We start from the raw sequence: 25,980 nt of genomic DNA on the forward strand, positions 1-25,980 counted from the left end.
CAACGAATCACTACAGCCAACAAAAAAAATACTTATGTTTCAACCACTAGGATTTGAACAACGTTCTATAGATACCTCACTAGGTAGAATGGTATATTACACTGCTACTGGAGCACCTTGGCAGGATGATAGAACTGCCAAAGACGATCGCGAAACTTTGGTATTCCTGCACGGCTTTGGTGGCGGGTCTTCTGCTTATGAGTGGTCGAAAGTTTATCCGGCTTTTGCGGCTGAATATCGGGTCATTGCGCCAGATTTGCTCGGTTGGGGTAGGTCTGAACATCCAGCACGGAGTTATAAAATTGAGGATTATTTGACCGCGATTCGGGAGTTTTTCGAGCAGACTTGTACTGGGCCAGTAACAGCGATCGCTTCTTCTTTGACCGCAGCATTTACAATTCGGGTAGCAGCAGATCGTCCTGATTTATTCAAATCTTTAATTCTTACCACGCCCGCCGGACTTTCCGACTTTGGCGAAGACTACTCCCGTAGTTTTTTTGCCCAGTTAGTTAGCGTTCCGATTGTCGATCGTTTACTTTACAACACTGGAGTTGCTACTAGTGGTGGTATTCGCGGCTTCTTAGAACAAAGGCAGTTTGCTCAATCCAATCGAGTCTACCAAGAAATTGTAGATGCTTATCTAGAATCTGCCCAACAGCCTAATGCTGAGTATGCAGCACTGTCCTTTGTTCGTGGCGATTTGTGCTTTGATTTATCCCTTTACATTCAACAATTAACCACTCCCACCGCGATTATTTGGGGGCAAAAGTCAGAATTTACAGGCCCCTCAATTGGTCGCCGCCTTGCTGAAATCAATCCCCAAGCAATCCGATTTTTTCAACAATTAGAAGATGTTGGATTAACACCACAGTTGGAATTGCCAGCAGTGACAATCGGGTTAATTCGCAAATTTTTGCCTTTGCTTAATTAACATCTTAATTAACATGAGTAGTAGAGATGCAAAATTGGACTGGGCTTCTCTACGAGATGCTCCGCGAACGCCTTGCTTTACTAACGCGTCTCTACATTAGACCTCAGACCTCTTGCAAAAGTCTCTAACACCCCACCCACAACCTCTCCCGATGCTTTGGGGTGGGGTTCTTTATTTTTGATTTATGCAAGAGGTCTATTCTTTTTCACCAGATGTTTAATCAGATTTCTAGAGAAAATATTATCAACAAAAGTGATATTATTTGTCTTTCAATCTGATATCAATGACAGTTGCATTGAAGTTGTAGTTAAAGCCTTCTAACTCAAATGGCATCCCAATTTTAACTTTACTGTTACCCAAAACTGGTCCGCTTTCAGTAACTTGAGCTTTGCCATCTAAAGTCAAAAGAAAATCTGTACTGTAATTATTGCTCTTGGGATCTGGCAGTTCTTTAACAGTGCCATCCGGTTGGAAAACATTGACTGTTCTAGGTAGCTGTTGAATAGATTTAATTTCAATCTGTCCGTAAGGCTGATTGCGGATAATCACATTGGTTTTTCCACCTTTTTTTAAACCATTGTCGATTAATTTTCCTGGGTCGCGTACATTTAAACCACGAACTACTAAGTCTACTTCTATGGGTACTGTTTTCGCGCCAACTTGGGCAACAGAACCAGAAGTGCCAGGAAAAACAAAGATGCCAAAGATAACTAGCAAAATTACCAGTACAGCACCTATATCTAGGAGATTGAATTTGCCAAACAAGCGACCTTTTGAATCTAAAATAGCCATAAAAAGTTTTCCGAGGTAATAGCGAAGTAATGGATTGTAGCCAGAAAGTTTTCGATGGAAATAGTAGTTTTCCCTATTTGGTAATAACTCAAAGTATTCAAGGGTTGCAGTTATGCGACAGTTTATCACGAGTTCGTAATTTCCGAGGAGCGGCAGCTAACCCTGAAAGTTTTACCTGTTATAGCAGATTTCAAGGAAAGTAAGGTACACAAGCTAAGTCTCTTACTCATGTATAAAGCGTGTTTGACTCTTGAATTCTGAATTCTGCTGTAATACTCACGCGCCTAAAAAGTAAAATCTAGTGTTTAGGCCTATCTCTAGAGAGAATCTCTAGCCTCCCGCAGTTCGGTAGATTTGAGTCAAGATTATCTGTATAACAACTCCTTTGATATTGAGTTAAGAATGCAACTTAGAATACTCTAAATACGTCTCATAATTTGTCCCCTCATTTTATGTTCTTCCGAAATAATCTTCAAAGCGTATTATGTTCAATTGGAAAGGTTTTGCTGCAAATTACCGTGTATGGCGGCGTCGCTGGTTTTATCCCCTAATTTCAGTGGTAGTCGCCCTGAGTCTGTGCCTGAGTACACCCTTGCCTGGAAGAACTTTAGATTTCTTGCCTCTTTTACTCCAAGGAGTTCAGGCATTTCAGCTTTCTAATATATCCCCTAATCAAGAAGTTGATCTTGGTAAGCAGATTAATCAGGAATTGGTCGGCAGTCAAGTCCGACTTTACCGCAATCCCGAAGTGAATCGTTATGTAGAACAAGTTGGTCGGCGTTTAGCAGCGAATAGCGATCGCCCCGATCTCCCCTATACTTTTCAAATAGTTGAGGATGACGCTATTAACGCCTTTGCGACCTTGGGCGGCTATGTATATGTCCACACGGGTTTGCTGAAAACCGCAGACAATGAAGCGGAACTGGCAAGTGTACTCGCTCATGAAATTGGTCATATTGGCGGGAAACACGTAGTCAAGCAGATGCAGCAAAAAGCCCTCGAAAGTGGTCTATTAACGGCGGCTGGCTTAGATCGAAATTCCGCAGTGCAAATTGGTGTACAGATAGCGCGAGACTTACCACGCAGTCGTAAAAATGAATTTGAGGCCGATCAAAGAGGACTACGAACTTTGACACGTACTGGTTATGCCCAGTCAGCAATGGTCTCTTTTATGCAAAAGCTGCTGAAAAAGGGTGGTTCCAGTCCGACATTTTTGAGTACACACCCCGGAACCAGCGATCGCATTGATGCCCTCAGACGTGCAATTAACTCTCAACCTAGTAATGGAAAATCTGGCTTGGATAATGCTAGTTATAAAGCAAATATTCGACCATTAGCGAAGTCTTAACGGAATTGGGAAAGAGGAGATAGAAGTCAGGAGGCAGGAGGCAGGAGGCAGAAGGCAGGAGTTAGGAGGCAGGAGGCAGTATTTCGACTACGCTCAACAACCAGGCAGGGGGCAGAAGTTCTTTAATTTTGAATTTTAAATTTTGAATTTTTAATTGATTTCTCCCCCTCATTTCAAATATTCCTCAATTCCTATTGCGGCGATCGACTTTAATTTTGGCTGGATCGACTGTACTTACAACCTCTTCTAAAGGCAGGGTACGGATATAGTTTTTAAAGATATTAACTTGATAAACCAACTGATTTGTCACATCTAGTCCAGTCAACCAGCCACTCCGGGGATGATAAGCGCCAGTATCTATGTCTAGCCATCCCTTTCCTTGGGCCAGTTTACCAGGAGAAACACCTGGCAGGGTAAAGGTAATGGTGTGACCGATGATAATTTGCTTATCTGGAAAGTAGGGTTTTTCAATGCTGTGAAATTCCTCTCGTATCCAGCACAGTTCATCGGCAGTTTGTTCTGCCACCGACTTGGAAGGGTCAACACCAGCATGAGTTAACCAAATATCTCCCAAGTCAAGGTATGTAGGCAAAGCTTTTAACCAATCCAGATGGTCATCAGGAATTGGAGCCTCTTGGTAACTGGCCACGGTAGCTTGCCCTCCACCAAACAGCCATGCTTGCATCGTCGAAGAGGAAGTCCTTTCATTGGTCAGAATGCTTAGTAACATCTGCTCATGATTTCCCAACAAACATGAGTAGTTATTTTGCTTGACAAAATTAACTACTTGTGCACTGTGAGGGCCGCGATCGATTAAGTCTCCCAGAAAATAGACTCGATCTTCTGACGTGGGGGCGATCGCCTCCAACAGTGTCATTAAACCTTCATAGTGTCCATGCACATCCCCAATTACAATTCGTCTGGGGCTAGTTTCGCTCATTGTCTCTTAGCTGCAATAATTTTGGCTAATACTTCTGCTACAGTTTACGCTGTCTGGTTTCCGCAATGAAAGGTAAAAATACTGGATAATGCTTATTTTAATTTAATTTTTGTACTAGTAATAAACTTAACTTATCAAATATATACAACAGCAATTGTTTTTCAGATATAACTTATAATAATGATCGTGTAAGACTAGCTTTTTCTGCTAATTTAAACTACTTAGCTGAGAATTTAGGCTCTTGCCATATTCATCACTTTTAAGTTCACAATGTCTAATGGTTTTTCTGCTGAAATTAGTTCGCGCATCTGCAAGCACATGAATGACGATCATGCTGATGCTGTAGTTATTTATGCTAAAGCTTTTGGTGGTTTAACAGATGCGATCGCAGCCGAAATGCTGTCAATTGATGCACAGGGTATGGATTTAACAGCGCAAGTAAATGGGGAAACTGTACCAGTTCGCATTCAATTCGATCGTGTTTTAGTAGATGCGGAAGATGCTCATCAAACTTTGATTGCAATGGTGAAGCAGGCGCGGGTGAAGGCTAAATAGAAAATGACAAAATAATTGACACTAAATCTGCGATATATTTAATCACATATTTTTGTACATATAGCAATACTAGACTGGGGAAAGGTTAAAGGTTAAAGGGGAAGGGAAAATTCCATACCTTTACCCCTTCCCCCTTTCCCTTTTCCCCCAAACCAAATTCCAGTTTAAAATTCTTAACCGAGCAGTATTGAAAGCTGCGTTATGTCGTAATTGCTGTAAATACTCACCCCGCCAGCCGATACATAATCACTTTTCCTTTCCAATTTTCTTCCACAAATACTAAATACTCACCATTGGAACGCCGAAAAGCGCGAATCCCGTAGGGTATATCAATCCAGCCACTTTCGCTGCCAACTTCTGGGCCTGGTTTTAACTGTTGTACTTGCGCTCCCGTTTTGGCATTGTAGACATATACCTCTGCGGTTTTGACTGTCACGGCAAATACATAGTCTCCCGCCACACTGATTGCTGCTGTAGACACTTCACGCTTCCCGGTGCTGTCGTAGGGAATTACAATCCGCCATTTGGGAGTACGATTCCCTTTACTCCAATTGTCAAAACGGGCAATCTCAGATCCAGCAACTCCAGCATCGTCACCAAATGCAGGGCGATCTACCGTAAAGCCTGACAAATACATACTATCTGTTTCAGGGAAATATTCGAGCCGCCGCAAGTCGTTAAATATTTTGGGAGTAGTTTGCTTTTTCATCGAACTATAGCTGTAAATGGGGTTGCCTTTAGGATCTATTCCCTGTAGAGGATAATGTCGAATGCCATCTTCTGTTCGCAAAGCTTTCCAAACATCTCCTTTGCTGTCTACCCACCAGCCGCCGAGATGAGGATAATCTTTGCTGCGATCGTATTCGTTCTTTTCAAATTTGCCATTACCGTTGCGATCGCGCCAGATCCATTCTCCCTGTTCTGGTTGATGTGGCGGCCAATTTCCAGTGAAAAATGGTTTATCTGCGCTATTAGTACCAACAAACATGCCGGCGGGGATAGCAACTTTACCATCTGTGGCGGGATTAAAACGATAGATTTGCAGAAAGCTGTTATACATATCTGTGAGGAACAAAAACGGCTTCCCTTGAATGCGGCGAACAAAGGTTCCATCTGGTGATGTATGCAGACGTGGATCTTGAGGATATTTGAAAGCATTTAAGGTGTAGGCTTTGTAATTCCATTGCTTACCAGCAGCCTTACTGTAATCCATCAGATAGTGTTCTTGTTTGGTGAATAAATCTACACCATCAGTTTTAGGATCGGCATCTGCATTATCGACGAATATCAATCCCAGCGATCGCCACATTAGTTTTCCCGATGGCGAAAATTTCCGCAAATCTGTCCCTGATTTGTTGAAACCATTACTATTTATATAGATATTGCCGGAAGCATCTGTACCAACTCCGGTAAGTCCGTAAAGTTTCAAATCTCGAACTTCACCAGGAACTCCTGCATAGATACCGCCTTTAGAACCAAAACTACTCACCTGCACTGGTCGATCTTTGATCTCATAAGTCAACATTTGCTGACGCGGGCCATTTTCTGCTACTAACAGCTTACCTTGATGATTAATAGCGATCGCAGTTGGTTCGACGATATCTGCAATCTGTTGGGGCAATTGCTTTCCACTTTGGGAATAATGGAGAATTTTTGCAGGCTTACCACCACTTTTACTTTGAATAATCCACAGATTTTTTTGTGGATCGATAGTTATTGCTCCCGGATTAGCAAAGGTAAAGCTGCGGAGTTGCTTCATCGTCTCAGTATCATAAACACGAATGCGGTTAGCAGCAAAATCACTCACATACAACTCGCTTCCCACAGTTGCTAATCCAGTCACTTCACTTTTAGTACTGGTAATCAACATACTTTTATCCCAACCACGCCCATTCGGAAACGGCGCAGGTTTTCCTGATAAGTCATAGCGTCTAACGCTATACCAAGTTATTCCTTCTGGCGGATAATCTTCTTTTGTATCGCCCCTCGAACCTTGAGTCATGGCAATGTAAACATATTTACTATTTGCGGTTACAGCTTTGCCACCGCCACGACTCCAGCCGTGAGTATCCCCAAGGGCAGCAATAACCTTACCATCTTTATATATTCCTGCCTCCATTGCCGCCTCATCCCAATGGCTATTGGTATAAACTGTGCCATCAGGAGCAACATACATGCCCTCAATATTGTTTTGTACCCGCAGATTTCCACTGCCAATAGTATTACCTATCCACGATGTTTTGTAGTTAAGCGCGGGTGTTTCAGTATTGTTTTGTATCCGGAAATTTTCACTATCAATAGTATTACTTATTGGCGATATTTTGTGTGTAAACGTGGGTATTTCAGTATTGTTTTGTCCCCACAGATGTTCGCTACCAATAGTATTATTTATTGACGATATTTTGTGTGTAAGCGTGGGTATTTTAGTATTATTTTGTACCCACAGATGTTCGCTACCAATAGTATTATGTGTAAGCGTGCGTGTTCCAGTTGTCGCCCAGTCTGTTGTAATTCCAAGGGTAGTAACAATGACTCCAATAGTCAGACTGAGTAAGAAGTTGAAAGTTTTATTTCTTTGCAAATATCTAGTATTAGATAATTTTTTGATGTGTTGATTGAGATGAGGACGGAGTTTTTTTAACTGCGTCAGTAATTTATTTATCATATAATTTTTAGGCTTTAATTATTTATATACAATCATTGTTTCTGAAATCCGTAAAAAAATATAACTATTTTGAAGTGGTTAAGATCCGGTCTATGTTTGGGTTGCGACAAGAATGGATATAGTCGAGTTAAGGTATTAATCTTTACTTATTTTTACATCCTAATGGTAAATATTAATACAAAAAAGTTTCTATATTTCTTGCTTTATACCAGCTTTGTTCTCTCCCTATATAGCATTCACATTTCTGAATTAATAGGTATCATATATAGCTAACTCAGTATTATCTAGTTAATAAAAACACAGATTTAAATCCTTGTTGACGTTGGTATATAAATAGTTTATAAATTGGTTTTATATATAAGAATTATTATTGGTAATGTGGATTCATAAATTCTATTGATTCAAGCTTAAATACAGATGTAAAAGCGCGCAGATGTGCGCTTGTTTTAGTATATTTATAGGAGATACATTAGTGGAAAATAAACCAAAAAATTTTACTTCATCATCTGCATCTATTCTCACTCTGGGATTAGGCTGGTTTCCCAAAAGTCCCGGAGGATTAGAAAGGTATATTTATGAACTAACTCATAAATTAGCTGCAAATCACGATCGGATTGAATTATGCGGAGTCGGTTTACCAGAAACTGAACTAAATTCGCCGATTAAGCTGACTAATTTGGCGAGTCCCGATAGTGCTATTTGGCAAAGATTATGGTCAATTCGCACGAATTTCCAGAAAACAAGAACTAGCAAACCAGATGCTATTAATTTGCACTTTGCATTATACAGCTTTCCAATTTTAGATATTTTACCAAAGGGAGTACCAGTTACTTTTAACTTTCATGGCCCTTGGGCTTCTGAGAGTCAGCAAGAGGTAGTTAACAAAAACCTCAGTCTTTTAATCAAACACTGGCTAATAGAACAAAACACTTATAATCGCTGCGATCGCTTCATTGTTTTGAGCAAAGCTTTTGGTAAAATTTTACATGATAAATATCAAGTACCGTGGAGCAAAATTCATGTTATTCCTGGTGGAGTTGATATTAATTGGTTTCAACCAAATTTATCACCCCAAGAGGCTTGTGCAAAGCTAGGTTGGCCTAATAATCGCCGGATTATATTCACATCACGCCGTTTAGTACATCGAACCGGAGTTGACAAATTATTGCAAGCTCTGGCTATAATTAAGCCCAGAATACCAGATGTTTGGCTAGCGATCGCAGGTCGCGGTCACATCCAAGCTGCGCTACAACAACAGGCTACAGAATTAGGACTAGATGACAACGTTAAATTTTTAGGTTTTCTCCCTGATGAGCAATTACCTATAGCTTATCAAGCGGCTGAGTTGACTATTATGCCTAGCCAATCTTTTGAGGGATTTGGATTAGTAATAGTTGAGTCTCTAGCCTGTGGTACTCCTGTTTTATGTACTCCAGTTGGGGGAATGCCAGAAATTTTATCAGAATTTTCACCAGATTTAATTACGACTTCAACAGAAGCATCAGCCATTGCTGAAAAATTAGAACAAGCACTTTTGGGTAATATCCCCATACCTTCACGATTGGCCTGTCGCCAGTACGCGGCCACACACTACGACTGGAATCAAATTGCCCAGCAAATACGGAATGTTTTATTAGCTTAAACAAGTAAGTTTAATAAATTCTAGGGATACTACATAAGCCAAATTAGATAAAATACAAGTTTAATGAGAATTATTTTCTTAGATCAAAGCGGTAAACCAGGCGGTGCCGAATTATGTTTAATAGATATTGCTAAACCTTATGGCGATCGCGCTTTAGTGGGTTTATTTGCAGATGGCTCGTTCAAAGATTTACTACAACAAAATCATATCCCAGTAGAAGTTCTCGCAACTCAAGCAATCCAAGTTCGCAAAGAAAGCAGTTGGCTACAAGGATTCAAGAGTTTGGGACAACTTGCACCTCTGATTACTAAGGTAGTTAAAAAAGTACGTGAATACGATTTAATCTATGCCAACACCCAAAAAGCATTAGTTGTCGGTGCATTGGCAAGTTTTTTCAGTCGTCGCCCTCTGGTTTATCATTTACATGATATTCTTTCCAAAGAACATTTTAGCCCAACTAATCTTCACATTGCTGTTAATTTAGCAAATCGTTTTGCATCATTAGTAATTGCTAATTCTCAAGCTAGTCAAACTGCTTTTGTACAAGCAGGAGGACGCCCAGATATCATCGAAGTTGTTTATAACGGCTTTAATCCCAAAAATTATCAAACTGATGAGTCTGATATTAAACAATTACAGCAACAGTTAGGATTAGAAGGGAAATTTGTTGTTGGACACTTTAGCCGTCTTGCACCTTGGAAAGGCCAGCATATTTTAATTGATGCCCTTGCTAAATGCCCCCATGATGTGATAACAATTTTAGTGGGTGATGCACTGTTTGGCGAACAAGATTATGTCCAAAAGTTACACCAACAAGTTAGTGAACTGGGATTAGAAAATCGCGTCAAATTCTTAGGATTTCGTTCTGATATTCCCCAGTTAATGGCAGCTTGTGACTTGGTGGCACATACCTCTACTTCGCCAGAACCCTTTGGTAGAGTGATTGTAGAGGCGATGTTATGTGAAAAACCTGTCGTTGCAGCCAAAGCTGGGGGTGCAATGGAGTTAGTAGAACATGGACTTAATGGTTTTTTAGTGACACCAGGAAAACCCCAGGAACTTGCACAAGTAATTATCACTTGCTTACAGGAGACAGAAATAACTGCGACTATAGCCAATAATGCCAGGACTACTGCTAGTCGGCGTTTTGATGTTGCAACTATTAATCAGCAAATTTCCCAATTACTGTCCCACAGATTATAATTATTTGCCTAATCTACGATCGCCGATTTTGTTTAGATAACCCCAGATGTAAATCTGGGGTTGGTGGGTGTGATTACAAACCAACTAATTCACGAGACTCAAAATCAGAAAGTTGTTGAGCGATCGCTAATCTTGCTTCCAACTTAGCTACACTAAACTGGTTACGCAGATATTCCAAATGAGCGATCGCATTGGCTTTATCAACAGTTAATCGAATTTGAGTGTCTATTGCCTTTTGATATTCCTGATTCACAAGCAGCACCTCAAAGCGGCGAGCCTTGCGTTGAGCATCATTCTTCAAATCCATCTCAAAGGCGGCGATGCGGTCTGCATTGCCTTCAAATCGGTTAACTTGATGCTGCACTGCCATCAACTGAGAATCTATTTCATTAGCCCGTTGAGCAGCTTGTGCGATCGCAGCTGGATAATGACTCAGTTGCATCATTTAATAATTTTCCTCTCAGGTCAATAATGTAGTGTTTAAGTATAAGACAAACCCTTGAATCCATTTACCAAAAGGCTGTCACAGAGCAGTTTTACACTTAACTCAGCTTGGTGGAAGCTATATATATATTATAGCCCAAATGTATTGAATTAGGGGAGGAAAAGCGATGTCTGAAGTGCAGGTGTGCCAATTATTTCCCACTAATTATTTACAGTCTTCTTCCGAAAATTTAGCAAAAATCAAGTTCAAATAAACTATCAAAAAATTTGAAATTTAAACCTCATTCATCTTTATACAGGGTATTTCAGGTAAATGAAGTACATGGGTAGGGGCACAATATGTTGTGCCTTTACGATTATCTGTACCTCACCAAGTTTTTCAAATTAGCTTTAGACATAGGAGTGGAAATGAATGTCGATCGTCATTCATTTCTGAAGATGTCTTTTGAATAACACCAATTAATTTTGCCTTTGAAGATTAAGTCCGCCCATATACCCATGAATTATTTAGCCGTCAGATTGAAGTCTGCGGCTAATAAAATAAGCCTGCATAAGCAGGCTAATTATTTTCTGCTAAATTCTGAACTTTGGCTCAAGCTGCTTCCCGCAGTTGTGGTTGTGAGGGCACACTCACCTCTGGAAATGAAAGCGAGAGTTGTTCGGCTTGAGGTACTGCCGCTTGCTGCAAAACTTGAACTTCAATATTCACACTGACCAAATAACTACCTGTATCAGCACCAACTGCTTCGGCAATGAGTTTAGCAATGTCTGGGCGTTTGGCAGTCAGCGGGTCACGTAAAATACACCGATCCCATTCATGCTTGGCAGTCGGATTGAGGTTGAGAATATAATGCTTCATCATCGAACTAACCCTTGAATCCATCTTCCAGAAGGTTTTCACAGAGCCATTATGCATTTGGCTAGGCTTTGTGGACGCTATATCTATTATAGTATATTTGTACTAAATTGGGCGATCTCTGAGTCAGAAAGTAGGAAATATATCATGTCCAGCTAATTGCTATATTCCCTAATCTATGCGGAAAGCTCAAAAACCCCTCCCCTCTACGGTCTTACAGCAGTTTTCATGTACTTGAACCACACGTGCCGTAGGGGCGCAAGGCCTTGCATAGAGCGTATAAATGTGTCTTAGCTATATTCCCGTGCTACATCCGATTAGTTAAAGGACTTATAACAAATAATCAAAGCGCAATGTCTATGATGGGCAAAGCCAACGCCAAATTTATCTATTCTTTTCTTCTCCAATTTACTGATGTCTCTAAATTCCTAATCCTAGAAAATCTGTCCATAGGTAAATTCTAATACAAAGCTATTGCAACTAAGCTTACAAAGCAACACCTTATATTTATGTAAATCGCTATATGGTAGATATCTATATTATTGACCTATTTGTAATTGGTCTACTTTTACTGATGGTAACTTTAGGGTCGGGTTGGATTACTCGCTTACCCCTTTCTTTTGCCATCATCTACCTAGTGGTTGGTATTTTTCTAGGCCCTTATGGCTTAGGGCTGATTCAATTACGTCGGGATGACGTTTTTAACACCGAACTGCTGGAGAGAATAACAGAACTTGTCGTAATTATTTCTGTATTTAGCTGCGGCTTAAGAATTGTTCGGCCTCTAAAGTTGGGGGTTTGGGATATTACAGTGCGATTGATTGTATTTCTGATGCCAATTTCAATTTTTGCTCTGGCTGTTGTGGGTAAATTGTTTTTAGGAATGAATTGGGGAGAAGCAATTTTATTAGGAGCAATTCTCGCACCGACAGATCCAGTATTAGCATCAGAAGTACAATTGACCAGTATAAATGACCAAGATGAGTTGAGATTTGGTTTAACCTCTGAAGGTGGATTAAATGATGCTTTAGCTTTTCCCTTCGTTTATTTTGGCATTCATGCCTTAGAAGATGACAACTGGGGTAACTGGTTTCAACAGTGGATTACAGTTGATTTAATATGGGCGATCGCATCTGGCATTATTATGGGGATTGTTGTTGCCAAATCTATAGTTTGGATTGAACAAAAAGTTCAAAAACGCCGTCGTGCTGATGAGTTAATGGAAGATTTTATTGCTATCAGCACAATTCTACTAACTTATTCGTTAACAGAAATGGTTAATGGCTATGGATTTTTGGCGGTATTTGTTGCTGGCTTAGTTGTCCAACGCAGTTACAGAAATTCTGAAAAACCGATACAACAATTAGAATTTGTTGAGCAAATCGAAAAGCTACTAGAAGTTGGGACAATTTTACTATTGGGTTCAATATTATTATTGAAACCAATACTCAATTATGGTATGCAATCTTTATTAGTGATAATTTTGTTATTCTTGATCGTCAGACCTTTAGGAGTTTGGATTAGCACAATAGGTAAACGTCCTCTAGATTCACGCCGCCGAACCTTCCACCCAGGAACTCGATTGTTATTTGGATGGTTTGGGATTCGCGGTGTTGGTTCTTTATATTATCTAGCCTATGCCTTTGGTCATGGTTTGAAAGGTGAGGCAGCCGAACAAATTGCTTGGATAACTTACACTACTATTGTGGCCTCGGTAATTGTGCATGGCATTAGTTCAACTCCATTAATGAAGTGGTATGAGCGCAATTTTGCTAACAATCAAAAGACTACTGCTCCCACCACAATAGATGAATTTGAGTAAAAAAAATTAAATTGTAGCGACTGTGTGGAAAGTCACTACAATTTAGTTTTATGAACTTGCTTCAAACTGGAGAGGCGCTTTGAGTCTTAAATTCTGATTTCTTTGTAAGAAAGGAGTTCGGGTTAGGTCTATATTCCCTATTTACCTGTCACTTTTTCAATAACTTCTTTCGCTTTTTCACCAAAACTTTCTGGGGGATTTTGTTTTTGTTCAGCTTTTAAATTTCTTTCGTAAGTCTTCTCTATAGTAGTGAGGTTTTTTGAATCTTTTTTTGCTTGCTCATAAGCTTCTTGTCTGTCTTGTTCTTGAATGCCAACACCTGGATCGTATTCATTAGCACGATTAATTTTTTCTTCAGAATTTGGTTTATACTCTGGAGGTATTAGTTTTAATTCTTCAAGAGTAGTTGCATGACTAGTTTGCTGAACAAAAATGAAAGAACCTGACAAGCTGATGAAAACCATCAAGATAATAACCAAAAAGCTTGAATGTAATGCTTGTTTTAAACTTAATAGAATTTTTTGCATGAAAAAAAATCTCCTAATCTTTTTGTTATGAGCCTTTTGAGGTGGAAGATAGATTAAATATCTTAGGCTCACAGGCATCCTAAGTGTTTAGGTACAGTTCTTTCTTCTATCTCAAGGTATATTAATTTTTAGTTTTTATAGTAATATTATCGACAAGACTAAAATCCTCGACTTCTCTAAGAAGTCGAGGATCTCGTGGTTTACAAATGATTTAGTAGTAGCACAAAGTTGTGTAATCTTACCCGTATACCTGTTTAAAATGAGAATCGCTATAGTCCCAAATTTTCGTGCTTACTAACTACCGTGTAGAACTCCAATTCTGGAATAATAGCTCAAGTCTGCTCAAGTAGACTGATATTTTACTTTCTTATCGGATAGACATTTATGACCAACTGCGATTAATTTTTATTCCTCGGCTTTGCATTACCTCTTCAAATAAATCTGTTGGTAGTGCTTCTTCCACAGCAAAAACACCTGGTTTCTTGAGTTTACCTTCTAGCAATAACTGGGCAATACTACCTGTGCCGCAACCAGAAGCCACAGCTGTATTTTCATGGACTACAGTTGAGCAATAAACGGCTGTTTCACCATTTTTCTGCCCTGTAACCTCAGAACGAACTGCTACTCCAATTCCACTAAAATTATTAGTGACATCTGTCATTGAATGGCTGACATGAGACAGAAATTCAATCATGTAACGACGCTGCATTAACCACTTGGGAAAAATATGTGCAGCAATCCAAGTTAGGTGATTGTAAAAATCTGGAACGGAACCAAACTTAGTAATTACAGTTTTCACTGATGGGAATGCATGGGGCAGTGTAAAGGTTTCTGGCATATCAAACCAGTAAACTCCAGTGCGTCCATAAGGCGGTGGAAACTCAACTAATTCTCTTTCACTATAAGGCTTAATTATCTTCCATTTTCCATCTATCCAAGTCTCAAAAGGATACTGCAACCCAAGAAAAGTTGTTCGCATCACTGTAATGCCAGCACCGCCAGAACCGGAAACTAAATAACTTAAATGGATCTTTTCTGGTTTATCAAATTGTTCAACACCTTGACGTACCATGCTGTTAGAAATACCAGGGAAAATGCCAGTATTAATAATTGCTGTCACGCCAGCAGCAGCAGCTTGTTCATTATACTTGAGAGCTTTGCTGGTATAAGAACGATGGTCGCTGACATCTACATAATTAACGCCTTGAGCAATACAGGTTTCGAGAACATTAGTATCTCGATAGTGAAATGGCCCGGCACAATGGATGACTAAATTAGAGTTTGCGATCGCATCTCGCAACTTGTCAACTTCTGCCAAGTCCAACACCAAAAACTGCACTTGTCCTCCTGAAGACAAGCTAACAGCCTTCCCAAACTCCGCAGAACGTCCAGTAATCGTAATTTGAGCCTGCGTATGGGTAGCGAGATCCTGAGCAACACTGCTACCAATCCGCCCCCGTCCACCAAGAATTAAAACGCTGTCTGTCATTACTCCAGCATTCGCAACAATAACTTAATTTGACCAGTTTTGTGTCCTGTTTGCCATCGGTTATAAGTATGACTTGCCTGTTAAGGAAGGAAGACTTTTTAATTATTGGTATTTGATAAGTTATTGCGCCTCAATTTGCCTGACTACTGTTAGCGCAGAATAACTCACCCCAGCAGTACCTTCGCCGGGATGGGTGGAGTCACCAACTAACCACAAATTCTGGATGGGTGTCCGATTGGCGAATCCAAAGGGGCCAAAGGTGGGAATCCTTTGACCAATACCGCCAACTATACCGCGATCGCGGGCTGTAAAATGGGCAAAGGTGCGGGGTGTTGCGGCTTCTTGATGAATAATCGTTTCTGGTTTGAGATAGAAGTATTGAGCAAGACGAGCGATCGCTTCTTGGGTAAACTTTTCTTTTAGTCCTTCATAATCATCAGTTTGCCACCACTGTGCGGGATCGACAAATGAAGAAGCGATAATTGTCGCTTTCCCTTCCGGTGCGCGACCATCTCCAGGATGACTGACGGAAACAAACAGGGAATTATTCTCGCCAATGGGGCCATCAGCATCGTACAGAAATTGTAAGTGGGGAGGGCATTCAGGCGGAATCGCGCTGGCATCTACACCCAAATAAACCACAAAAGCACCCGATGCTTGGGGCAGTTTTTCCACCCGATTTTTGTAACCAGATGGCGCTTGTTCTCCCAATAATTGCACCAAGTTTTGCACGGTGACGTTGCTAACTATGTGGTCGGCTGCTTCTGTCCAAATTTCGCCAGTTTTCTGATTTTTAATAACTACAGCAGTAGCTTTGCCGTTTTCTACTTTAATTTCTTCTACAGTGTGGCGCATCAATAACTTGCCGCCATCTCTTTCTAAGGATTGTACCAGGCGATCGCTTAATACTTGCATACTTCCCTGGAGGTGAAACAATCCTTGGGGCAGTTGGGATACACTCAACGCCGTTGCGGCATAAAGCAATGCTGTCTCGTCTGCATCCACCTGGGAGTATAGCTTCAGTTGCAAATCCAAAAAAGTTCTCAGCCGTCGGTCATTTCCCAATCCACATAACCGTAAAGCATCTCCTACCGTAAACAAGGTGAAGGGTACGGTAATTAATGTACTCGGACGCACCGCCTGAGTTAGCTGCCACAAATCCCATAAATTACGCGGTGGTAGTACCGGGTCGCGTCCTTGAAATTCCCAACTAGCATCAAATAAGGTTGCCATCAACTGCCAAAATGGTTCGCTACCAGGAAACTGTTTTTGTCGTTCCTCTTGCCATTTCTCTTGGTCGCGCCAAACGTTGATGGGTGTGGTTTCCCCAGGTAAATACACCGCACAAGCAGGGTCGCAAGGCGTTGCTTGTGGCAAATCTATTGACAATTCTGAGAAAATCCGGTGGTGAATTCCCCCTGGTTCCAACCCCGCTACCTGAGTTGCTCCCACATCAAAGGTAAATCCCTGGCGTTTAAAGGTCGAAGCACAGCCTCCTGGTACGAGGGCTTGATCCAAAATTAAGACATTGTAACCTCTATGAGCTAATAATGCTCCAGCAGTCAGTCCACCTATTCCTGCACCGATAACGGTGACATGAGAGTTACTTTTGTCAATAGAAATGCTGGACATTGATTATTTTCTTTAAAATTCTTAATACTTTTACTTATAATTTTACCTTAATCTCTGACTTCAATAGGGTCAAAAGGTGCGATTTATCAGTTGAGTCCAATACAGACCTAACCCCCAACCCCTTCCCTATAAGGGAAGGGGAGTAAGATTCAAAGCCTCTCTCCTCTTAGGCTACGGTGTACGCATATCTCTGTACAAGATACAAAACGACGTTAGATCCCCCTAAATCCCCCTTAAAAAGGGGGACTTTGAGAAGTTTTTGCCCCCCTTTTTAAGGGGGGTTGGGGGGATCAAAAGCTTGTGGGGCAACTCTAGAAGACTTGTGTGTACACTGTAGCCTAAGAGGAGAGAGGAATGGAAGTGAGGTCAAAGTCTATTGCATACAAACGAGCGTAGGCGTAGCCCGTCGTAGACATCGCTATATTATCCCGCGATTTGAATCACCGACGGATCAACCTAAACCCAAAAAATTTGAAATCAACGGCAACAGATTGCTACACTGTTCAACCAACTTTGTAGCACTGGGTAAACTAGAAATTGTCCCTTTCAAAATCTTCATAGCCGTTTTCGCCGCCTTTTGCATCGCCCCCTCTTGGGGACTTTTCCCGGCTTCTGCTAAAGCTTTCACTTGCTCTAATGCCTCAGCTTTATCTTCTTGCAGTAAGTTTGTATCAGCCTCAATTGCTGCTTGCAATTGCGTTAACAATTCCTTAATTCCCGGTTTTTCTGGTTCGGGAGACGCTGGTAACTGGTTGATGGTATTTGTTACCGTACCGCTAATATCACCTAAATTTAAAGCTTGTCCACTAGCATTAAAGTCTCTGCCAACACTGCCAATTTCAATTTTGCGGCTGGCATCATTACTGTTAGTCATATTTTTATTCTCAACTTTATTGTCAACTTGAACATTAATCGGCTTATTCGCTAATAATCTTACAATCTCTGCCATTTCTCCACTTTGTTGGCGATAGATAACTATTTGCTCATCTTTAGCTTGTAATTGTGCTTTATATTTTTCTTCTACAGCTTGCAGTGCCAGTTGATAATTTTGTGTAAAATCGCTATGAATCTTTTCTTTATCGGCATCAACAGGTACAGCAACCTTAACGACAACAACCCCATCACTTTTATTTTCAATACTCTGTAGAGCTAATTCTGTGTTTGCATTTTGGTCTTGCACTGTTTGGAAGGCGCTAACAAATGCTTTCCAGTCTATCCCGTTGCGGAAAATAAAATCAACAGTATTTAAAACCTCTTCAAATAGTTTAGTAAATTCTCCTGGTTGAAATTCGCCACTATTAGGACGGCGTTCGCAGTCATCTGTTTCTGGCTTCGGGTTTTCAAGAAGATATATAAAACGACAATCTACATTATCTAACTTAGTTGTACTTTCAATATTCCAGGCTTCAATACAAGCACCAGTCATTTTAGCATTGGTAAAATTAGTGCTAACAGCTTGAGCAAGAGTTAAGTTTGCCCACTCTAAACAAGCTCCTTGTAACGTGGCTTGACCGATATCAGCGCCTTTTAGATTTGCTTTTTTTAAATTAGCACTTTTAAGATTAGCGCCTTTAAGGTTAGCACCAGAATAAGATTTTCCTCTACCATCACCAGTGACAAGTAAGTTGAGAACATTTGGATTAGTTAATATAGTCTTGTCAAGTCTGGCTAAGTCAAGTTTTTTGGCTTCAGAGAAACAAGTACCTGTCAGGTTTGCTTCTCTGAAATCTGTGTTTTTGAGAGTTGCGCCGGTCAAGTCAGCGTTTGTTAAATCGGCATTACGAAAACTGGTTCCACCTGTAGCTGCAAAGGCTATTGCTATTTTACGAATCAAGTCATATCTTTCATCTCCTTTCATTGCATTCCATGCGATATAAATACTTAATGACATAATAAAGGCGATCACTATGCCAGTTACGGTACGAAAAGACAAAATATCAATTTTATCTCTTGTTTCACTTACGATATTGGAACTACAGAAAGCAGCAAAACCGACAATAAAAGCAACTCTAACGAAATTATAAATATTAACTTTATTTATACCAAAAATAATGATAGCGCCATCAATAACGCCAGCATCAACAATAGCAGCAGCAATAGCACCAGCAAATGAAACACCATTGCTCATATTGTTACCATGAAGATGTACAATGGTGCTAATAGTAGCGGTGACAACGGAACTAGCGATCGCACTAACAAAGATTGATATGTTTAGAGATATATCTAAACCTTTATAAATAGTCAGAGAAAAGAAAAATACAAGTACTACTAAAGTAGCGACACTAGCCGTTCTTGTATAAGGTTGACTAGGGTCAATCAAGCAATAAAGTCCGTATATAACGTACTCCGAAGCAAATCCTGATAATGCTGATAATAAAAGTAATATTATTAGCAATTTAATTACCCAATGTATCTGTAGCCCAGCGTTGGCACCCGTGAAGTCAGCATCTTTGAGAATAGCCTCGGTAAAGTTTGCTCCTCGAATATCTGCCTTACTAAAGTTGACTCCAGTCAAGTCTTGACCTTTAAAAGAGCGACCTCGAAGATTTTGACCGGAGTAGTCTGGCGGCATAATCACTAATTCGTAATTCGTAATTCGTAATTCGTAATTCAGAAAGTCATATTAAATCTGGGTTTGGGGGTTTGAATCTGGTGACGGATTTTAGAGAATTGGTATCACTGAGATTTTATACAAGTTTGCTGTGCAATATTTCGGATTTTGGCAAAATAAGGAAAATATAAAAATTTTGAATGCAATACGCGGTATAGGCACATGACTGCGTACCCTTACCTTTGAATGCTTAAGGTATCATCAGCAATATTGAAGTTGGTGTCACCATACTTAACCTGTAGTTATCAATATTGCGACTGTAGCAGTCTCACAACTTATGGAAGCAGTTCCCGAACTTATGGGAGTGGCTCCCGAACTTATGGGAGCAGCTCCCGAACTTATGGGAGTGGCTCCCGAACTTATGGGAGCAGTTCCCGAACTTATGGGAGTGGCTCCCGAACTTATGGGAGCAGTTCCCGAACTTATGGGAGTGGCTCCCGAACTTATGGGAGCAGTTCCCGAACTTATGGGAGTAGCTCCCGAACTTATGGGAGTGGTCTAATTCATGACGGGAGCAGTCTACTTTGCAACATTACTCACTAATTGCGGTGTTTCAAGTTCTGCTAATTATTCGGATACAGGAGCGTAGGCGCAGCCCGAACTTCTCTACGAGACGTTGCGCGTAGCTTGCTTCCACAAAGTGGTACGGCATGGTTCGACTCCGCTCACCAGCCGCTCAGTGACCATCATAGACATCGCTTCACCAATACCTTTGAGAAATTGTTGAACGAACTTTCGCTTAGTGGAATCAATCTCGTCGCTTGAGTAAGGGTGATAAGCTTTTACCAGAATTGCCAGAAAACCCCCCTAAAAACAAAAAAAACCCGCCGTAGCGGGTTGCACAACAAAACTATGAACAATGAAAACTTGATTTAGCTGGAATACCTCATTTCAGCTTCCAGTTGACGAATTAGCTGTTCGTCGCCTTTTGCTCTAGCTATTTCCAAGCGATGCTCTAGGCTTCTTTGAATATTCGCTCTGTGAGTTTCTCGTGACTTGCTCAAACTTTGTAGTCTATTTTGACTCATAGTGATTACCTAGTTTAATTTTTCAATTTATGTCTTGTATTCTTAACATAGCACACATTTTGTAGCTGTTGCTACAGAAAATATATTTTTTATATAATTTTACCAAAATATGTCTAATAACCAGATAGATGAACAACCACTTGTGACTTTACTGAGCGATTTCGGCGATCGCGATGTTTATGTAGGCATAATGAAGGGAGTCATAGCCCAAATCAACCCCAGACTGACGGTGGTAGACTTAACGCACCAAATTCCGCCGCAAGACATCGCCGCAGCCAGATTTAGCCTGATGAATGCTTATGCCCATTTCCCACTTGGGACAGTGCATTTGGCGGTAGTAGATCCGGGTGTGGGAAGCAAGCGGCGGGCGATCGCAGTAGAATTTGCTCAAGGGTTTTTGGTCGGCCCAGATAATGGTATCTTTAGCGGGGTACTCAGTCAAAGCCCTGCGATCGCAGCCGTCGAACTTACAAATCTTAATTATTGGCGCACTCCTCAACCAAGCAAGACTTTTCACGGTAGGGATATCTTTGCACCAGTGGCAGCTAATCTTGCTAGTGGTGTCCCCCTCAAACAGCTAGGGCAAGAAATCGATCCAGTAAGTTTGGTAAACCTGAATATAGGCAACTGCAAGCAGACAACCACTGGTGTAGTCGGTTGCATTCAATATATCGATCGCTTTGGCAACTTAGTGAGTAACATTCCAGCGAGTTACGTGCAAGGCAAAAGTTGGTATGTGCAAGTTGCCGGATTGAGTGTACCAGGCTGTGAAACTTACAGTGAGGTAAAAGTGGGAGAGATAATAGCTTTAGTTGGCAGTCACGGTTGGGTAGAAATTGCTATTAATTGCGGATATGCTCACTCACAATTACAGATTAATTTACAAGATCCGTTAGAAGTCTTGTTTTTTTAAGAAAATCAGACCAGTGAATCTTGCTAAAGTTAAGACAGTGAAAAATCACCAGCCTGCAAAGTGCCTGTTGCTGATTTGTGGGGAAGTCAAAGAAAAGGGAAAATTCTAGATATAAAAAGGAGGATAGGCAACTACACACCACTTAAAAACAAGCATTTTCATTCACCGTAGGCAGTGGCAATTCGACAAAAATTTCCAGAAAGCAACTGCTAAAAGATGTAAGTTTAGGAATGGTGACATGAAGTTCGCCTTATTGCTCATAATAATAAAAGTAACCTTTGAGCAATTTCCTGTTGTACTCTACTAGAAAATCATAATTATATTCTTAGCTATGACTACACAAACACTCTCTGCACCAGAAGTTTATCAAGGTCAGTTTGGGGAATTTACAATTACTCAGAGCGATCGCACTGGCGTAATTATCTATCGTGCTGGATTAATGGTAGCAGCACTGAGCTTTGCCATCGGCAGCGCCTTGATTTTACTCAACAATAACCCAACTGTTGTAACTTTACTGACACCTCTATATGCTTGTTTTAGCCTCGCGCTTGGTGTAAGTTTATTTACCATCCATATCTATATGGCATCACTGCACCGAACGTTGCAAGTTTTTTGGGCGATTGGTAATATCGCATCAGTGATTCTGGCGATCGCTAGTAGTGAACCTTTAGCTCTTGCTGTTTACAATCAGCCAATTACTTTATTTGGAGTTGGTTTTATCTTCGTAGCTTTGACAGGTATTTATTTTAAAGAGGCTTTTTGCTTCAATCGCCTGGAAACCAAAGTATTAACTCCGATTGTACCGCTACTGTTGTTAGGACATTTGGTAGGAATTTTACCAACTCAGGCAGAAAGCATTTTATTAGGAACTTGGGCGATATTATTTTTAGTGTTTGCCCTGCGAAAGACAGTCCAAGCAATTCCTGCTGATATTGGAGATAAATCTGTGTTTACCTACTTGAAAGAACAACGTTTAGCGAAGGGTTAATGCGGATAAAAAATCGTCGGTGTCAAAAATTTCCCAAAATCAAACTAATCAAACGCCAAGAAATGTGGACACTTACGGCTCAAGGGTGGGCGATTGCGATCGCTTTGATTGTTTATTTAATATTTTTCATTTTTAGTCATGTACACTCATTTCTCGCCGTAACTTCCCCGATCCAATCAGCAGAAGTATTAGTTGTTGAAGGATGGCTACCAGATTACGCTATAGAAGAAGCTTTGACTGAATTTCAAAACGGTTCTTATCATCAAATAATTACTACCGGAGGTACATTAGGAAAAGGAAGTTATCTTACTGGATACAAGAACTTTGCAGACGTATCGGCTGACACCTTCATAAAACTCGGTTTAGAAGCAGAAAAAGTAGTAGCCGTTCCGACACCTTTTGTGGTTAAAGATCGTAGTTATGCATCTGCTGCTGAATTTGAGCGTTGGCTATCCAATTCAAATTTAAAGATAGAATCGATTAATCTTTTTTCCTTGGACGTTCATGCCCGTAGGAGTTGGTTTCTTTTTAAAAAAATACTTAACCCTCAAATTAATGTTGGTGTGATTGCTGCGACAACACAAGATTATAATCCAAACAAATGGTGGAATTCAAGCGAAGGCGTGCGGATGGTTATTGATGAAGGTATAGCTTATCTTTATGCACGGTTTTTGAATTGGAAAGCCTAACAGTAATACAGCAGAAAGATTGGCTTCGGTAGCCATTTAATTTTAAATTTTAGATTTGGGGTTTTTCAGTCAATCCCAAATCTAAAATTCAAAATGGTATTACTTACCCAAGATTTGTAATAATGCTTGCCGATAAATTTTCAGACCCTCTGCATTCAGATGGTCGCCATCACTGGTGAAATTTTCTTTAAGAACATTATTTTCATATAATGGTGCTAGTCCGGCTGCGGCAACTGGTACTTTTTCTGTTTCAGCCACTCGATTAATCAGAACATTAATTTGTTCAACTCTAGCAAGTGGGGCTGCTACAGTTGGATCTGAGCTTGCTGCCACTGTCGAATAAAAAGCCGGAATTAGAAAAATCTCTTTAGCTCCTATTGTGCGGATAAGTGCGATCGCCTCTTGGAGATTTTTGCTAAATAATTCATCACTAATTTTATACAAAGCATCATTTCCACCTATGGCAATAATGGCTTTTTCGCATTTCACCTTGGTAGGAATTAAACTTTTGAGTTGTTCTAGTAATGAGATTGTACTCAGACCATTTAACCCAAAATTAAAAGTACCACTCCCAAGAGTATTGCCAAGTCCAGCCGAAATAGAATCGCCAAATAAGCAACCTGAGAACTGTTTATCCTGGGCGGCGAGTGTTTGATATTGTAGGGCAACTTTCCCTAAAGGTGAAGAACTTACGTCATCTTTCGGCGGCGCATCAGCAGAACTAGCAGAGGAATTTGCCATACCGACTAACTTCTTAATCTTTGACACCTCAATAACTAGTTGATCGCTGGGATAGGCTTGGAGAAAGCTGGTTATTCCTAGACCTTCTGGCGATCTTGCTCCGATGATCAGGGCAGATCGTAGTGCTTGTATACTAGCTTGATCGCGACGAGCGATCGCTTGGGAAGCAAAAGATAAAATTTGCTTGCCCATTCCTGTGTTTACCAGCTTATCTAAAGCCACAATATCAAGCGACATTTTCACTTGAAGGGCTTCTTGAAATTTCTGTTTCTCTTCAGCGCTGAGGTAATCTAGAAAAGATTTCAGATCGCCAGAAACCTTTTGTGTCTTGTCATAATTGCGTATATCTGCCACCGGGATCGATTGCTCAAACAATCCGTACCTGACAGTAACTTTTTCGGCTGCCAAACTAGGCAACAAACCAAGTCCACTATGTACCAGTAAAAATATTAAGCACCCAGATAGGCTTATTAGAAGACGATAGAAATATTTCATCACACAGGATAAGAAGATAGATAGTCAATAGTTAATAGTCAAGAGTCAAGAGTCAAAAGTCAAGGGGAATTGGGAAAGAGGTCTTTGTAGAGACGGCGATTCATCGCGTCTCTTGCCTTAACCGCACAGTATCGCCCCTACTCCATCAACAGCCAACCCTAATTTGGGAATACTCAATCCAGTGGCGTGAGGATAGAACGGTGGTAGAAGAAGGCGCGTATTGGCTAGCTTGGGCGCAAATTTCCGGAATTGGGCCAGTATTACTGCGACGGTTGCAACAGCATTTTGGCACGCTGGCAACAGCTTGGAACGCTACTAAGGTACAGTTAGGAGAAGTAGAAGGTTTTGGTTTTCAGACATTAGAAAAAGTAGTACAACAGCGATCGCGTTTGCACCCAGAACAACTATTCACCAAGCACCAGCAGGAAAATTCTCATTTCTGGACGCCAGCAGATGCAGATTATCCCCGCTTACTGCTAGAAACTCCGAGTCCACCGCCAATTTTGTACTATCGCGGTGAAGTCGAACTCCAAGAAAATCTCGGACAAAAACCAATGGTTGGGATTGTCGGAACCCGCCAACCTTCAGAATATGGTATCCGTTGGACTCGCCAAATTAGTACAGCTTTGGCTAAAAATGGTTTTACAGTCGTTTCTGGTATGGCAGAGGGAATTGACACCGAAAGCCACATCGCCGCCATGAAAGCAGGTGGACGAACGATCGCAGTTTTGGGGACTGGTGTTGATGTCATCTATCCGCATAAAAATCGGGATTTGTACAAGCAAATTTTGACGGCTGGGTTAGTCGTAAGTGAGTACCCCACAAAAACCCCACCCGATCGGACTCACTTTCCCCGTCGCAACCGGATTATTGCAGGTTTAAGCCGCGCCATCTTAGTAATGGAAGCGCCTTTAAAATCTGGTGCGTTAATTACTGCTACCTACGCAAATGAATTTGGTAGAGATGTCTATGCATTACCTGGAAGACTAGACGATTATCCATCCCAAGGGTGCTTAAAATTACTGAGTCAGGGAGCTTCTTTCATTCTTAAAGAACTAGACGAACTGTTAACAATGCTAGGAGCAATACCACAAATTGATGCAATTGAGGCTTCTACACCACCAGAGCAGTTAAGTTTACCAACTTTATCACCAGAATTGCAAAGGGTAATGAATGCGATCGCAAGTGATGCTTTGCCCTTTGATTTTATTGTCCAACAAACCGGTATGGCTGCTGGCTCAGTTTCCGGTGCTTTGTTACAGTTGGAACTTATGGGTTTTATTTCGCAACTACCAGGTATGCGGTATCAAAAAAGTTAAGAATTAAAAGATAAGGGATCTGCGGGTTAATAGTGTCCCAACCAGGCGGGTTTCGACTGCGCTCAACCCCCAAATGTCGAGAGTTGAGCGCAGTCGAAACTCGGTTTATTGGTACTTTATTTTTACGCAAGTCCCTAACAACATTATTTAGCTTTGTTTTTAGCAATTTAATCATCAGATTTCTGACAATATAAAAATACAATTTTTATATAAAATCGAACTACTTAAAATAAGGAATCAGTGGGCTTTTGAATACCAAGTAGAACTATTGTGCCTCGAAATACAATTCCAAGGCGAATAGTTCAAGTTCTCTTAACTGGACTAAACAACAATTTATCTGAAGTTCGGTT

Annotated in this window: 22 protein-coding genes; 11 read left to right on the top strand and 11 right to left on the bottom strand. The window is 40.7% G+C overall.

Annotated features, from left to right (window positions below):
• Nucleotides 1–34: 34 nt before the first annotated feature.
• Entirely contained in the window at nt 35–931 is an 897-nt protein-coding gene (locus AC1F2U_RS07325; RefSeq protein ID WP_480260501.1) for an alpha/beta fold hydrolase, read from the top strand.
• Between the two features lie 258 nt (nt 932–1,189).
• Here AC1F2U_RS07325 and AC1F2U_RS07330 read toward each other — a convergent pair whose 3' ends face one another.
• Nucleotides 1,190–1,723: a DUF4330 domain-containing protein gene (locus AC1F2U_RS07330; protein ID WP_480260502.1), complete on the bottom strand. Its 534-nt coding sequence runs from the start codon at nt 1,721–1,723 to the stop codon at nt 1,190–1,192.
• Nucleotides 1,724–2,207: 484 nt separating this feature from the next.
• On the opposite strand from AC1F2U_RS07330, the gene AC1F2U_RS07335 reads away from it, so the two are divergent.
• Nucleotides 2,208–3,071 carry a M48 family metallopeptidase gene (locus tag AC1F2U_RS07335; protein ID WP_480260503.1) on the top strand — a complete coding sequence of 288 codons (864 nt, stop codon included), beginning with the start codon at nt 2,208–2,210 and terminating at the stop codon, nt 3,069–3,071.
• Between the two features lie 184 nt (nt 3,072–3,255).
• Here AC1F2U_RS07335 and AC1F2U_RS07340 read toward each other — a convergent pair whose 3' ends face one another.
• Nucleotides 3,256–4,011 (bottom strand): metallophosphoesterase family protein, encoded by a 756-nt coding sequence (locus AC1F2U_RS07340; protein ID WP_480260504.1) that lies wholly within the window; start codon nt 4,009–4,011, stop codon nt 3,256–3,258.
• Nucleotides 4,012–4,281: 270 nt separating this feature from the next.
• Here AC1F2U_RS07340 and AC1F2U_RS07345 point away from each other — a divergent pair, with 270 nt between their 5' ends.
• Nucleotides 4,282–4,566 (top strand): DUF2470 domain-containing protein, encoded by a 285-nt coding sequence (locus tag AC1F2U_RS07345; protein WP_480260506.1) that lies wholly within the window; start codon nt 4,282–4,284, stop codon nt 4,564–4,566.
• Nucleotides 4,567–4,789: 223 nt separating this feature from the next.
• Here the strand turns inward: AC1F2U_RS07345 and AC1F2U_RS07350 are convergent, their stop codons facing one another.
• Nucleotides 4,790–7,231 (bottom strand): NHL repeat-containing protein, encoded by a 2,442-nt coding sequence (locus tag AC1F2U_RS07350; protein ID WP_480260507.1) that lies wholly within the window; start codon nt 7,229–7,231, stop codon nt 4,790–4,792.
• 472 nt (nt 7,232–7,703) lie between these two features.
• On the opposite strand from AC1F2U_RS07350, the gene AC1F2U_RS07355 reads away from it, so the two are divergent.
• Both AC1F2U_RS07355 and AC1F2U_RS07360 read left to right on the top strand, forming a co-directional pair.
• Nucleotides 7,704–8,873, top strand: coding sequence for a glycosyltransferase family 4 protein (locus AC1F2U_RS07355; protein ID WP_480260508.1), 1,170 nt, complete (start codon nt 7,704–7,706; stop codon nt 8,871–8,873).
• 63 nt (nt 8,874–8,936) lie between these two features.
• Nucleotides 8,937–10,076: a glycosyltransferase gene (locus AC1F2U_RS07360; RefSeq protein WP_480260509.1), complete on the top strand. Its 1,140-nt coding sequence runs from the start codon at nt 8,937–8,939 to the stop codon at nt 10,074–10,076.
• A 73-nt stretch (nt 10,077–10,149) separates the two neighbouring features.
• Here AC1F2U_RS07360 and AC1F2U_RS07365 read toward each other — a convergent pair whose 3' ends face one another.
• Nucleotides 10,150–10,521: a hypothetical protein gene (locus AC1F2U_RS07365; protein WP_480260510.1), complete on the bottom strand. Its 372-nt coding sequence runs from the start codon at nt 10,519–10,521 to the stop codon at nt 10,150–10,152.
• A 591-nt stretch (nt 10,522–11,112) separates the two neighbouring features.
• Nucleotides 11,113–11,382 carry a hypothetical protein gene (locus AC1F2U_RS07370; RefSeq protein ID WP_069069307.1) on the bottom strand — a complete coding sequence of 90 codons (270 nt, stop codon included), beginning with the start codon at nt 11,380–11,382 and terminating at the stop codon, nt 11,113–11,115.
• Between the two features lie 517 nt (nt 11,383–11,899).
• Here AC1F2U_RS07370 and AC1F2U_RS07375 point away from each other — a divergent pair.
• On the top strand, nt 11,900–13,198 hold the full coding sequence (locus AC1F2U_RS07375) for a cation:proton antiporter (protein WP_480260511.1): 1,299 nt from the start codon (nt 11,900–11,902) through the stop codon (nt 13,196–13,198).
• 137 nt (nt 13,199–13,335) lie between these two features.
• On the opposite strand, the gene AC1F2U_RS07380 is transcribed toward AC1F2U_RS07375, so the two are convergent.
• From AC1F2U_RS07380 to AC1F2U_RS07395, 4 genes are all read right to left on the bottom strand, one after another.
• On the bottom strand, nt 13,336–13,725 hold the full coding sequence (locus tag AC1F2U_RS07380; protein WP_480260512.1) for a hypothetical protein: 390 nt from the start codon (nt 13,723–13,725) through the stop codon (nt 13,336–13,338).
• 382 nt (nt 13,726–14,107) lie between these two features.
• Entirely contained in the window at nt 14,108–15,214 is a 1,107-nt protein-coding gene (locus AC1F2U_RS07385; protein WP_480260513.1) for a saccharopine dehydrogenase family protein, read from the bottom strand.
• Nucleotides 15,215–15,334: 120 nt separating this feature from the next.
• On the bottom strand, nt 15,335–16,846 hold the full coding sequence (crtD, locus tag AC1F2U_RS07390; RefSeq protein WP_480260514.1) for a C-3',4' desaturase CrtD: 1,512 nt from the start codon (nt 16,844–16,846) through the stop codon (nt 15,335–15,337).
• Nucleotides 16,847–17,297: 451 nt separating this feature from the next.
• Complete coding sequence (locus AC1F2U_RS07395) at nt 17,298–19,418, bottom strand: pentapeptide repeat-containing protein (RefSeq protein WP_480260515.1); 2,121 nt, start codon at nt 19,416–19,418, stop codon at nt 17,298–17,300.
• 316 nt (nt 19,419–19,734) lie between these two features.
• On the opposite strand from AC1F2U_RS07395, the gene AC1F2U_RS07400 reads away from it, so the two are divergent.
• Entirely contained in the window at nt 19,735–19,959 is a 225-nt protein-coding gene (locus tag AC1F2U_RS07400; protein WP_480260516.1) for a hypothetical protein, read from the top strand.
• A gap of 370 nt (nt 19,960–20,329) precedes the next feature.
• On the opposite strand, the gene pirA is transcribed toward AC1F2U_RS07400, so the two are convergent.
• On the bottom strand, nt 20,330–20,485 hold the full coding sequence (pirA, locus tag AC1F2U_RS07405; protein ID WP_292738868.1) for an arginine synthesis PII-interacting regulator PirA: 156 nt from the start codon (nt 20,483–20,485) through the stop codon (nt 20,330–20,332).
• Between the two features lie 109 nt (nt 20,486–20,594).
• Here pirA and AC1F2U_RS07410 point away from each other — a divergent pair, with 109 nt between their 5' ends.
• The 3 genes from AC1F2U_RS07410 to AC1F2U_RS07420 all read left to right on the top strand — a co-directional run bounded on the left by AC1F2U_RS07410 (nt 20,595) and on the right by AC1F2U_RS07420 (nt 23,075).
• Nucleotides 20,595–21,398 (top strand): SAM hydrolase/SAM-dependent halogenase family protein, encoded by an 804-nt coding sequence (locus AC1F2U_RS07410; protein WP_480260517.1) that lies wholly within the window; start codon nt 20,595–20,597, stop codon nt 21,396–21,398.
• Between the two features lie 331 nt (nt 21,399–21,729).
• Complete coding sequence (locus tag AC1F2U_RS07415; protein ID WP_480260518.1) at nt 21,730–22,386, top strand: DUF2301 domain-containing membrane protein; 657 nt, start codon at nt 21,730–21,732, stop codon at nt 22,384–22,386.
• The gene (locus AC1F2U_RS07420; protein ID WP_480260519.1) at nt 22,386–23,075 is read left to right on the top strand and encodes a YdcF family protein; all 690 of its coding nucleotides are present in this window, start codon (nt 22,386–22,388) and stop codon (nt 23,073–23,075) included. The genes AC1F2U_RS07415 and AC1F2U_RS07420 overlap by 1 nt, the downstream gene beginning before the upstream one ends.
• Nucleotides 23,076–23,174: 99 nt before the next feature.
• Here the strand turns inward: AC1F2U_RS07420 and AC1F2U_RS07425 are convergent, their stop codons facing one another.
• Nucleotides 23,175–24,233: an SGNH/GDSL hydrolase family protein gene (locus AC1F2U_RS07425; protein WP_480260520.1), complete on the bottom strand. Its 1,059-nt coding sequence runs from the start codon at nt 24,231–24,233 to the stop codon at nt 23,175–23,177.
• 278 nt (nt 24,234–24,511) lie between these two features.
• Between AC1F2U_RS07425 and dprA the strand changes: the two genes are divergently transcribed.
• Nucleotides 24,512–25,630 (top strand): DNA-processing protein DprA, encoded by a 1,119-nt coding sequence (gene dprA, locus AC1F2U_RS07430; RefSeq protein WP_480260521.1) that lies wholly within the window; start codon nt 24,512–24,514, stop codon nt 25,628–25,630.
• Nucleotides 25,631–25,980 lie beyond the last annotated feature (350 nt).

Source organism: Nostoc sp. LEGE 12454, from assembly GCF_056620565.1.